At 38.3% G+C, this 10,751-nt stretch carries 12 protein-coding genes, 2 tRNA genes and 1 rRNA gene; 12 read left to right on the top strand and 3 right to left on the bottom strand.

Annotated elements, in window-relative coordinates; all coding sequences use genetic code 11:
* The first annotated feature begins 154 nt into the window (after positions 1-154).
* The 7 genes from rrf (at position 155) to tsaD (ending at position 3,583) form a co-directional block, all read left to right on the top strand.
* Positions 155-269: ribosomal RNA gene (rrf, locus tag ABES52_RS06485) — 5S ribosomal RNA — on the top strand.
* A gap of 361 nt (positions 270-630) precedes the next feature.
* Positions 631-704: transfer RNA gene (locus tag ABES52_RS06480), tRNA-Met, on the top strand.
* Between the two features lie 5 nt (positions 705-709).
* Positions 710-785 (top strand) — tRNA-Asp (locus ABES52_RS06475).
* Positions 786-950: 165 nt separating this feature from the next.
* Positions 951-1,406, top strand: a complete 456-nt coding sequence (gene tsaE / locus ABES52_RS06470; protein WP_429650104.1) for a tRNA (adenosine(37)-N6)-threonylcarbamoyltransferase complex ATPase subunit type 1 TsaE — start codon at positions 951-953, stop codon at positions 1,404-1,406.
* Positions 1,403-2,098, top strand: a complete 696-nt coding sequence (gene tsaB, locus ABES52_RS06465; protein ID WP_429650102.1) for a tRNA (adenosine(37)-N6)-threonylcarbamoyltransferase complex dimerization subunit type 1 TsaB — start codon at positions 1,403-1,405, stop codon at positions 2,096-2,098. Before tsaE ends, tsaB begins: the two co-directional genes overlap by 4 nt.
* Positions 2,099-2,108: 10 nt before the next feature.
* Positions 2,109-2,555, top strand: a complete 447-nt coding sequence (gene rimI, locus ABES52_RS06460) for a ribosomal protein S18-alanine N-acetyltransferase (protein ID WP_429650100.1) — start codon at positions 2,109-2,111, stop codon at positions 2,553-2,555.
* Positions 2,552-3,583 (top strand): tRNA (adenosine(37)-N6)-threonylcarbamoyltransferase complex transferase subunit TsaD, encoded by a 1,032-nt coding sequence (gene tsaD, locus ABES52_RS06455; protein ID WP_429650108.1) that lies wholly within the window; start codon positions 2,552-2,554, stop codon positions 3,581-3,583. The genes rimI and tsaD overlap by 4 nt, the downstream gene beginning before the upstream one ends.
* 318 nt (positions 3,584-3,901) lie before the next feature.
* Here the strand turns inward: tsaD and ABES52_RS06450 are convergent, their stop codons facing one another.
* Positions 3,902-5,815: an ABC-F family ATP-binding cassette domain-containing protein gene (locus ABES52_RS06450; RefSeq protein WP_429650098.1), complete on the bottom strand. Its 1,914-nt coding sequence runs from the start codon at positions 5,813-5,815 to the stop codon at positions 3,902-3,904.
* A gap of 233 nt (positions 5,816-6,048) precedes the next feature.
* Here ABES52_RS06450 and ABES52_RS06445 point away from each other — a divergent pair, with 233 nt between their 5' ends.
* The 4 genes from ABES52_RS06445 to ABES52_RS06430 all read left to right on the top strand — a co-directional run bounded on the left by ABES52_RS06445 (position 6,049) and on the right by ABES52_RS06430 (position 9,152).
* Complete coding sequence (locus ABES52_RS06445) at positions 6,049-6,735, top strand: redox-sensing transcriptional repressor Rex (protein WP_429650096.1); 687 nt, start codon at positions 6,049-6,051, stop codon at positions 6,733-6,735.
* Between the two features lie 50 nt (positions 6,736-6,785).
* Complete coding sequence (locus tag ABES52_RS06440; RefSeq protein WP_429650094.1) at positions 6,786-6,956, top strand: twin-arginine translocase TatA/TatE family subunit; 171 nt, start codon at positions 6,786-6,788, stop codon at positions 6,954-6,956.
* Between the two features lie 17 nt (positions 6,957-6,973).
* Complete coding sequence (gene tatC, locus ABES52_RS06435) at positions 6,974-7,726, top strand: twin-arginine translocase subunit TatC (protein ID WP_429650092.1); 753 nt, start codon at positions 6,974-6,976, stop codon at positions 7,724-7,726.
* Positions 7,727-8,219: 493 nt separating this feature from the next.
* Complete coding sequence (locus ABES52_RS06430; protein WP_429650090.1) at positions 8,220-9,152, top strand: DMT family transporter; 933 nt, start codon at positions 8,220-8,222, stop codon at positions 9,150-9,152.
* Between the two features lie 72 nt (positions 9,153-9,224).
* On the opposite strand, the gene ABES52_RS06425 is transcribed toward ABES52_RS06430, so the two are convergent.
* Together ABES52_RS06425 and ABES52_RS06420 are read right to left on the bottom strand one after the other, a co-directional pair.
* Positions 9,225-9,425, bottom strand: coding sequence for a YdiK family protein (locus tag ABES52_RS06425; protein WP_429650088.1), 201 nt, complete (start codon positions 9,423-9,425; stop codon positions 9,225-9,227).
* 47 nt (positions 9,426-9,472) lie between these two features.
* Positions 9,473-10,150, bottom strand: coding sequence for a CPBP family intramembrane glutamic endopeptidase (locus ABES52_RS06420; protein ID WP_429650086.1), 678 nt, complete (start codon positions 10,148-10,150; stop codon positions 9,473-9,475).
* A 276-nt stretch (positions 10,151-10,426) separates the two neighbouring features.
* Between ABES52_RS06420 and groES the strand changes: the two genes are divergently transcribed.
* Entirely contained in the window at positions 10,427-10,714 is a 288-nt protein-coding gene (gene groES, locus ABES52_RS06415; RefSeq protein WP_429650084.1) for a co-chaperone GroES, read from the top strand.
* Positions 10,715-10,751 lie beyond the last annotated feature (37 nt).

Raw genomic sequence — 10,751 nt, 5'->3', positions numbered from 1 at the left:
ATCGGTCGAGGACTTAACCAAAGAAAAGCGGAAGCGTCAACGCGATAGGCTAGGCGCTGGAGCTAGACAATGAAAAACGGAAGCGCGATACTCACAAGCTTACTTCATCCTTTATCTAGTTTTGAGGGAACAATCTCTCTCAACTATATAATTGTCTGGTGGCGATGGCGAGGAGGTCACACCCGTTCCCATACCGAACACGGAAGTTAAGCTCCTCAGCGCCGATGGTAGTTGGGGGTCTCCCCTGCGAGAGTAGGACGCTGCCAGGCAATTGATTAAATAGGCAATATTTAGTTGCCTATTTGTTTTTCCTTTAGTAATGAACAAAACTAAATCTTTTCTTATCGTCGCAGGGTGGAGCACGCTCGAATCCACTTCCTCGAAAAAACAACAGCGTACCGCTCGAGTTGCTACTTGAATCAACTAACCGAGAGCGGGACGGTAATAGAAATATCGGGCATGAACCAAATTCAATAATTTTTTTATCGTCGCGGGGTGGAGCACGCTCGAATCCACTTCCTCGAAAAAACAACAGCGTACCGCTCGAGTTGCTACTTGAATCAACTAACCGAGAGCGGGACGGTTAATAGAAATATCGGGCATGAACCAAATTCAATAATTTTTTATCGTCGCGGGGTGGAGCAGTCCGGTAGCTCGTCGGGCTCATAACCCGAAGGTCGCAGGTTCAAATCCTGCCCCCGCAATTAAGGGTCCCGTGGTGTAGCGGTTAACATGCCTGCCTGTCACGCAGGAGATCGCGGGTTCGATTCCCGTCGGGACCGCCATATTGAACCATCAAAATTACGCGATTTCATTTTTGTATCTTCCTATTTTCCCCTTTTTGCTCATGATAACAGAATCATGTAAAATAAACATAAAACGATAAAATCCTTAGGATGTTAATGATCCTAAGGTTTTTTTATACATACAAAGAAATCGAGGAGATTCTAATGAAACAATACGAAATAATCTCTCATAGCCTAGAGGAAACAAAATCATTAGCAAAGACGTTAGCTACATATTTGAAACCTGGAGACGTTCTTACGTTAGAAGGGGACTTAGGAGCTGGAAAAACGACATTTACGAAAGGACTAGCGGAAGGACTGGGAATCACGAAGACTGTTAATAGTCCTACATTTACCATCATTAAAGAATACCATGGAAATCTTCCGCTTTATCATATGGATGTTTATCGATTAGAAGATACGTTTGAAGACTTAGGATTTGATGAGTATTTTGAAGGAGACGGTGTCACAGTTGTCGAATGGGCTCATTTAATTGAAGAGCAATTACCTGACAACCGCTTGGAGATTCAAATTTTTCATCAAGGGCAAGATGTTCGTAAGATCGTTTTTACCCCATTAAGTGAACGGTTTGAACAAATATGTGAGGAGATTTTTTCATGAAAGTATTAGCAATTGATACATCCAATTATGTATTAGGGGTTGCGTTACTGGAAGAAGATAAGGTTATCGGAGAGTATATTACAAATTTGAAAAAAAACCATTCCGTACGAGCCATGCCAGCCATTGAACATTTATTAAAAGATTGTGACGTTACCCCAAAAGAGTTATCAAAAATTGTGGTGGCAAAAGGTCCTGGCTCCTATACTGGAGTACGTATTGGGGTGACTATTGCCAAAACACTTGCCTGGAGTTTAAATATCCCATTAGTTGGTGTTTCTAGTTTAGCTGTTTTAGCTTCTGCTGGAAGATATTTTAATGGGTTAATTGCTCCATTATTTGATGCACGAAGAGGGAACATCTATACAGGTTTATATCGTTATGAAAACGGACAATTGGTGACAGTGATTGATGATTGTCATATGTTAGCCGAAGAATGGGCAAAAATGATTGCTACCTATCATCAACCGGTGTTGTTTATAGGAAATGATGCTCCTATACATTTTAAGATGTTTAAACAAGTGTTAGGTGATAAAGCCATTATGGCGGAATTGACAGAGCATAATCCTCGTCCGGCTGAGTTAGGAAAGCTTGGGTTAAGCGCCAAAGAAGAGTCCGTTCATACGTTTACCCCGAATTACATTCGTTTAGCAGAAGCAGAGGCGAAATGGTTAGAGCAAGAAAAGAATAAGTGAGGAAAGTTCGATGAGCGATGTGATTTTTCGAACGATGACAATTGATGATTTAGATGGTGTGATGGAAGTCGAGCGATTATCGTTTCCTTGTCCATGGAGTAGAGAATCGTTCGTTAATGAGTTAACCATTAACCATTTTGCCTCTTATACGGTAGCTGAATTCAAAGGAAAAATCATCGGTTATTGTGGTGTATGGATTATTGTTGATGAAGCGCACATAACAAACATTGCGATTCATCCACACTTCCGCGGAAGAAAAATTGGTGAAGCCTTGTTAATACATGTGATGAAGTTAGCGAAAGAAAAAGGGGCTTTTACGATGACCCTTGAGGTTCGAGTAAGCAATCATGTTGCGCAATCTTTATATCGAAAGTTAGGCTTTCAAAATGGCGGTATACGGAAAAATTACTACACTGATAATCAAGAGGATGCACAAATAATGTGGGTGAAATTATGAAAAACAATGATTTATTAGTACTTGGAATTGAAACAAGTTGTGATGAAACAGCGGCGGCTATTGTGAAGAATGGAAAAGAAATCGTATCAAATGTGGTGGCTTCCCAAATTGATAGTCATAAACGATTTGGAGGTGTCGTCCCAGAAATCGCTTCTAGACATCACGTCGAACAAATTACCATAGTAATCGAAGAGGCGTTACAACAAGCTGGTGTCAGTTTTGCAGATATTGATGCGATTGCTGTAACGGAAGGTCCCGGCCTTGTAGGTGCTCTATTAATTGGTGTCAATGCTGCAAAAGCTATTGCTTTTGCTCATCAAATTCCGCTTGTCGGCGTTCATCATATCGCAGGTCACATTTATGCGAATCAATTAATCACCGAGCTGCAATTTCCATTACTAGCATTAGTCGTATCTGGCGGTCATACAGAACTCGTTTTAATGGAAGAGCATGGAACATTCAAAGTCATTGGTGAAACACGCGATGATGCCGCAGGTGAAGCATATGATAAGGTCGCCCGGACCTTACAACTTCCATACCCAGGAGGTCCCCATATTGACCGCTTAGCTCATGAAGGTACCCCAACCATTGACTTCCCACGGGCTTGGTTAGAAGAGGGATCGTATGATTTTAGCTTTAGCGGCTTAAAATCAGCGGTAATTAATACATTGCACAATGCGAAGCAAAAAGGAGAAACGCTCGATCCAAAAGACGTTGCTGCCAGTTTCCAAGCTAGCGTTGTGGATGTGTTAGTGACTAAAACGGTCCAAGCGGCCAAGGAATATGGCGTTAAACAGGTGGTGTTGGCAGGAGGGGTAGCTGCCAATAAAGGTCTCCGTCATGCATTAGAGCAAGAATTTGACACATTACCGATTCAATTAGTGATTCCGCCATTATCCCTATGTACAGACAATGCGGCGATGATTGCAGCCGCAGGAAGTGTATTGTTCGAACAAGGGAAGCGTTCGGCGCTTGATATGAATGCGCATCCAGGATTGGATTTAGAAACGTTTCATAATAAGAAATAAAAATCTATCGGGTTTAAACCGATAGATTTTTTTATTTCCACAACATTACACAATTGTGTTTTAGAAATTTTAACAAAATAAAGCACAATTTGTGGATAATTTGTTGATAAATATTAAGTTTAAACAAGAGGTAAACTTAAAATTATTGTGTATTTTGTGGATAAATACGAATAATTTTGTGGATAATGTGGAAAAGTTTTAAAAAAACCTTCATTTCAATCAACCAAATGTGAATAAATATGTGTATGATTGTGGGGAAGTTGTGAATAAAAAGTCAGCTAGCCTTGTCATTTTGGCTAGCTGTTTTTACTAATGAAATTATTCGGCAAGTACGGTCCATTCATTCATTAATTCGTCCACTTTCGCTTTCATTTCTTCAATTTCTTTGTTAATACATGCCGATTTTTCGTGATTTTGATACACTTCAGGTTGACAAAGCTCTTCTTCTTTTAGCGCAATTTTTTCCTCTAGAAGGTTAATTTCTTTTTCAATTTCTTCTATTCTTCGTTGACGTTGTCGCTCTTGACGTTTCGCTTCTTTTTCTTGTTCATAGGAACGTGTGCTCTTTTGGGTTTCTACTTTCATGCTAGATGTGTCTATTGAGGCTAACTCTTCTAGCTCTTGTTTCTTTTCTAAGTAATAGTCGTAGTCACCTAAATATTCTTCTATTCCTTCTGACGAAAGCTCCCACACTTTTGTCGCAAGGCGGTTAATAAAATAACGGTCGTGAGAAACAAACAATATCGTTCCAGGGTAATTTAATAACGCTAATTCGAGCACTTCTTTACTATCAAGGTCTAAATGGTTGGTCGGCTCGTCTAATACAAGGAAATTCGCTTTCTTTAGCATCAGCTTAGCTAAAGCTAACCGTGCTTTTTCTCCACCGGAAAGGGAGGAAACAGGTTTTAACACGTCATCACCAGAAAATAAAAAGTTCCCTAAAACCGTTCGAATATCTTTTTCCGTCATCGTTGGGTAGTCGTCCCATAATTCATTTAACACCGTTTTATTCGAATGCAAGTCTGCTTGCTCCTGGTCGTAATAACCGATGGTGACATTAGCGCCGAACGTGATGTCCCCTTGAAGTGGAGCTAGTTTTTGGACCACCGTTTTTAACAAGGTTGATTTTCCGACACCGTTTGGACCGACAAGGGCAATGCTTTCTTGTCGGGTAATGCGTCCATTAATGGAAGTAGATAGGGCTTTGTCATCATAGCCAATCGTGACATTGGAAAGTTTTAACACTTCATTACCACTTTGGCGCTCAATATCGAACGAGAAGGACGCTGCTCCATCATCAAGATGAGGTTTTTCTAGTAAGGTCATTTTTTCTAATTTTTTTCGCCGACTTTGGGCCCGTTTTGTTGTTGACGCCCGAGCAATATTTCGTTGAATAAAATCTTGTAGACGAGCAATTTCATCTTGTTGCTTTTCATATTGTTTTTTCTCTTGCTCGTATTTTTCTGCCCGTTGGATTAAATATTGACTATAGTTTCCTTCATATTTATAAATTTGATGACGGGAGATTTCATACACACGATTAACGACTTTATCTAAAAAGTACCGATCGTGAGAAACGATTAAAATGGCTCCCGAATAATTTTGTAAATATTGCTCTAACCACGATAAGGTTTCGATGTCTAAATGGTTGGTCGGCTCGTCCAATATTAAAATATCCGGCTTTGTTAATAGTAATTTTCCAAGTGCAAGACGAGTTTTTTGTCCTCCACTAAGAGTAGCGATACTTGTGTTATAATCGTATTGATGAAAATTCAAACCGTGTAAGACGGAGCGAATATCCGCTTCAATTTGATAACCACCTGCATCTTTAAAACGAACTTGTAATTGGTCGTACTCTTTTAATAGCTTTTGATAGGCGGTTTCGTTTTCATAGATAGATGGATCAGCCATTTTTTGTTCCATTCGTCTGAGCTCTTGTTCCATTTCTTTTATATGTGAGAACACGGTCATCATTTCGTCCCAGATGGAAAGTTCCGATTCCAGTCCGGTATGCTGTGCTAAATAACCAATAGTTACGTCCTTTGGTTTTACAATTTCTCCAGCATCATAGGATAGATGACCGGCAATGATTTTTAAAAGTGTCGATTTTCCAGCTCCGTTGCGACCAACAAGTGCGATTCGATCTTTTGATTGAATTTCTAATTTTACATTCGAAAAAATGAGGTCTGCACCGAAATATTTACTGAGTTGGTTTACTTGTAATAAAATCACTTCATCTCACCTCTATACGTCATAGAGTAAGTGTAACTTATTTTTCAAGAATTCGGCAACGGTCCTACTCGGGACAATTCATAAAAAATAGTGTATCATGAGAAGTATGGAATTTTATGGTGTAAACAAAGGTTAAACAAACGTTTGATTAAATTCGTTATCCTTATAATCAAAAAATGGAAGCGTTCACACGAGTGTAGTTTAAATGATATAGAAATGGTGAGGGAGAGAATATGAATCAAGAATCAATAAAAATTCCGCAAGCAACTGCCAAACGTTTACCACTGTATTATCGTTTTTTAAAAAATTTATCAGCCTCTGGAAAGCAACGCGTATCATCAGCGGAGTTAAGTGAAGCGGTGAAAGTCGATTCAGCCACCATTCGTCGTGATTTTTCGTATTTTGGGGCGTTAGGAAAAAAAGGGTATGGATATAATGTAAATTACTTACTTTCCTTTTTTAGTAAAGCATTGGATCAAGATGAAGTTACAAAAGTCGCACTTATCGGTGTCGGTAATTTAGGTACGGCGTTTTTAAACTATAATTTTTTAAAAAACAATAATACAAAAATCCATGTTGCGTTCGATATTGATGAGAAAAAGGTAGGAACCCATATTGGTGATGTGCCTGTCTATCACCTTGATGAATTGGAAAAACGTTTGCTACAGGATGAGATTCAAGTAGCGATTCTTACTGTTCCGGCTAATGTCGCGCAACCGATTACTGACCGATTAGTAAAAGCAGAAGTAAAGGGAATACTAAACTTTACTCCGGCTCGATTAAATGTGCCATCATCGATTCGTATTCACCATATTGATTTAGCAGTTGAGTTGCAATCGCTCGTTTACTTTTTAAAGAACTTTCCAATGACTGATGAAAATGACACGGAACCGTCACAAGAAGCTGTGAAATCAGAATAGAAAAAACGGCTTGTTTTCGGTATGATTAATATTGAGGGAGGTGTACCAGTATGGGAATGGGAGCAGGAAGCCTCATTTTAATTGCATTTGTTGCTTTACTAATTTTTGGTCCAAAAAAATTACCTGAATTAGGAAAAGCAGCAGGAAACACGTTACGTGAGTTCAAAAATGCCACAAAAGGCTTAGCGGATGATGACGATGATAAAAAAGAAGTGAAGTAACGTTAGGATGAACTGTGATGAGTCAAAAGGACATGACGATATATGAACATATAAGTGAATTAAGAAAACGGCTCATAATTGTGGTCGTTTTCTTTGTTCTGTCGACCATAGTCAGTTTCTTTTTCGTTGAGCCGATTATTAAATATTTACAAATGGCCGATGAAGCTAAGGAATTGACAATGAATGCCTTTCGCATTACCGATCCGTTAAAAATATATTTTCAAATGGCTTTCTTTTTAGCGTTTGTCCTTTCTTCTCCTGTTTTGTTGTATCAATTATGGGCATTTGTTAGTCCTGGTTTGTACGAACGGGAGAGAAAAGTAACGTTAAGTTATATTCCAATATCGGTGCTATTATTTTTAGGTGGCCTTTCGTTTGCGTATTTTATTTTATTTCCGTTCGTCGTTGATTTTATGTTGAAAATTTCCGCTAACTTAAATATTCAACAAGTGATTGGAATTAATGAATATTTCCAATTCTTATTCCAGATTACGATTCCGTTCGGCTTTTTATTTCAACTACCGGTTGTCATGCTCTTTTTAACACGGCTTGGAATTATTACACCGATGATGATGGCAAAAGTCCGCAAATATGCGTATTTTGTGTTGTTAGTGATTGCGGCATTTATTACACCACCTGATTTAATGTCGCATTTAATGGTGACTATCCCGCTATTTATTTTATATGAGATTAGTATTTGGATATCCAAAATCGGATACCGGAAAGTATTAGAAGCAGAAATGAAAGCAGCAAATGAAATCGAAGACTAAGTGATAATAGGTGAAAACTCGGCACGGGCCGAGTTTTTTCTTTATCTTTTTGTGGGACTGGCAAGTAAAGTCCCGAAATTGGCAAGTAAATAAGTAAAAACTAGTAAGAAAACTTCCAGAACTATGACGATATGAAACCCACAAGATAAGTGCAGCGAATGGTGGGGGTGTCATTTATGAAATGTTTAACTCATATACATGGGTAGACGTTCTTTTTAGCGGGCTTCTTTTGTTTATTGGCGAGCCTGTTCGTCATTTTAAAAAAATCTACCACATAAGCTTAAAGAATACAGGGACTTTTTATATGTAATATGTTAAAATTTTTAAAAAATATAGGTTGGAGGGAAAAAAACGATGCGATTATATTTTGATGTGTTTGAAAATGATCAACCAACTATTCATTCCTAAGACGAGGTATGAATAGTTACAACTCATACCTCGTCTTTAAGGGGATGTATTTTTGATTCCTTAAAAAGACGGAGGTATGTAAAATATGAAACAAAATGTACTTGGAGCGTTGTGTTTATCGTTAGCTGCCAGTATTTGGGGCGGGATGTATGTCGTTAGTAAATATGTGTTGGACTATATTCCACCGTTTACGCTTATGTGGTTGCGTTACATGATCGCATTTGTTGTGTTGTTTGCTATTGTAAAAATGGTTCAGCTAAAAAATAAACCACAAGCCTCCATCCGGAAAAAGGATTGGTTGTTAATTGGATGGATTGGGTTTATCGGATATTTTGTGTCCATTTCCTTTCAGTTTATCGGTACGAAATTATCAGATGCCCATACCGGCTCATTAATCACTGCTGCTACTCCAGCGTTTATTGCTCTTTTTGCCAAATTAGTATTACAGGAGAAGTTAACGGTTCGAAAAATGATCGCTTTATTCCTAGCGACCGTTGGCGTTGTTATCGTGATTGGGTTGGATACCCATGTTGGAAGCTATTTTTGGGGAAGTGTCATATTAGTAGGTGCCGCGATTACTTGGGCTCTTCTATCTGTCTATGTCAAAGTAGCATCACAACGGTTTTCAACATTAGTTATTACGACGTATGCCATCTTATTTGGGCTTTTATTTACAACACCAGTGATGATTTGGGAACTTCAAAGGAACGAGGTCTATTATAATGACATATACATTATTTTAGGTGTCGTCTATGTTGGGATCGTTTCTACCGCAGGTGCGTTCTTTCTTTGGAATAAAGGAATGGATCTGATGGAAGCTGGAATTGGTTCATTGTTTTTCTTTTTTCAGCCACTTGTTGGTTCATTCTTAGGTTGGCTTTTACTAAATGAAACATTGGACGTGAACTTCTTTATCGGAGGAATGTTAATTGTCGCAGGGGTTGTAATTGTTGCTATTCGAAAGAAGCCTTCTCTCCAAAAAGTTAAGCGGAAGAACGAGTCGCAGTTAATAACATAATCGCTCACTAAAAAATAGGCTGTTTGAATCATAAATTCAAACAGCCTTTGTTATTTTTTTCACATAAAGAGACTATTTTCGCTGCTGTTGTTTCCAGCGAAAATGAAAGGCAATTAACCGAATGGCTGAGCCGTAGTCAAGGGTAGCAAGCAAGATAAAGAAGAATGTAAAAAAGCCCCAGCCATAGTTGTTAACGTTTTGAATCGCAAAATACGTAAATAATGTCCCTAAAATCGCGTATATAATCCCTGAAAATAATGGTGTTTGTTTCATTAACATAAATCCTCCGATCCCAATCTTGCTGTTCAATTATCGATACTTCATCGTTCTAAAAATAATTGAGCCAAAACGACAAGTGTATTCATCGTCACGTGAGCAAAAATCGGAACGATAATTCGTTTCGTTTGAACATATAAGAACGCAAACGTAAATCCCATGGCAGCGTACAACAACAAGTGCTCCAGTTCCATGTGTGCAATCGCAAAAATGAAGGAACTAATAAGAGCAGAAATAAAAAAGGAATACCGATTATAAAGTGTTCCGAAAATAATTTTTCGAAAGACGATTTCTTCAAGAACTGGTCCAAAAATTGAACTGACAAGTACGACAAGCGGAAATGTTTCAATAAGCTGGATAATCATTTCCGTATTTTCCGACCCTTGCTCAATCCCTAGGAAAGATTCGATGGTAATCGCAATCAATTGCGCAAAAAAGGCCATAAATACACCGATAATCGCCCAAAGTACAGTAACTGATAAATCTGCGGGCGTTTCTCGCTCGAGGCGAGTGAGTCGTTCGCTTCGTCTGATCCAAATCATGGTCAAGACAAACGTAATGGAGAAGCTAAACACAATCCAATAACTAGGTGCTAACAACTCCATGTCGGATTCAGTAACTCCAATTCCGACACCAATTTGGTATATAAGAGGGATACCAATAAAGCTAGAAAATTGCATGGCCAAATACGTAATAAGAATAAGCACATATTGTTTATTCAATTGGTAATTTCTCCTTTTTCAACGTGATAAATCAATGTTCATTCTACTAGGAAAAGCAAGGAACTTCAAATCAAAAAATATTGTATAGATCATTTTGTATAACGAATAATATTCTTTGTAGGAAAATGAAGTACCAAAAAAATCTAAAATTTTTTATGCGTACCTCTTGCAAAGAGAAAAGGAATTCATTAATATTATAAGTGTGTTAGCACTCGATGGTGTTGAGTGCTAACAAGAGTGAAAGACTACATAATTTATATAAGGAGGTTGTTTCACTTGTTAAAACCACTAGGTGATCGCGTCGTAATTGAGCTAGTTGAATCTGAAGAAAAAACTGCTAGCGGTATCGTTTTACCAGACACAGCAAAAGAAAAGCCACAAGAAGGTAAAGTAGTTGCTGTTGGAACTGGTCGTGTATTAGAAAGTGGTGAGCGTGTAGCTCCAGAAGTATCTGTTGGCGATCGCATCATCTTCTCTAAATATGCTGGTACAGAAGTGAAATACCAAGGTACGGAATACTTAATCCTTCGTGAAAGTGACATTTTAGCTGTTATTAGTGAATAATTCGTTTTACGGATAACTATACATGATTCTATCACAA

Origin of the sequence: Aeribacillus pallidus, from assembly GCF_050478865.1 — a bacterium.
Classification (GTDB): domain Bacteria; phylum Bacillota; class Bacilli; order Bacillales; family JACDOC01; genus JACDOC01.
The sequence above is the reverse complement of the archived record's forward strand: the minus strand, read 5'-3'. Positions and strand labels throughout refer to the sequence as shown.

Excerpts from the sequence above, each read along its gene's own strand:
- rimI (WP_429650100.1), top strand. The coding sequence starts at position 2,109 with ATGAGCGATGTGATTTTTCGAACGATGACAATTGATGATTTAGATGGT.
- tsaD (WP_429650108.1), top strand. The coding sequence starts at position 2,552 with ATGAAAAACAATGATTTATTAGTACTTGGAATTGAAACAAGTTGTGAT.
- tatC (WP_429650092.1), top strand. The coding sequence starts at position 6,974 with ATGAGTCAAAAGGACATGACGATATATGAACATATAAGTGAATTAAGA.
- tsaB (WP_429650102.1), top strand. The coding sequence starts at position 1,403 with ATGAAAGTATTAGCAATTGATACATCCAATTATGTATTAGGGGTTGCG.
- ABES52_RS06440 (WP_429650094.1), top strand. The coding sequence starts at position 6,786 with ATGGGAATGGGAGCAGGAAGCCTCATTTTAATTGCATTTGTTGCTTTA.
- tsaE (WP_429650104.1), top strand. The coding sequence starts at position 951 with ATGAAACAATACGAAATAATCTCTCATAGCCTAGAGGAAACAAAATCA.
- ABES52_RS06425 (WP_429650088.1), bottom strand. The coding sequence starts at position 9,425 with ATGAAACAAACACCATTATTTTCAGGGATTATATACGCGATTTTAGGG.
- ABES52_RS06445 (WP_429650096.1), top strand. The coding sequence starts at position 6,049 with ATGAATCAAGAATCAATAAAAATTCCGCAAGCAACTGCCAAACGTTTA.
- ABES52_RS06430 (WP_429650090.1), top strand. The coding sequence starts at position 8,220 with ATGAAACAAAATGTACTTGGAGCGTTGTGTTTATCGTTAGCTGCCAGT.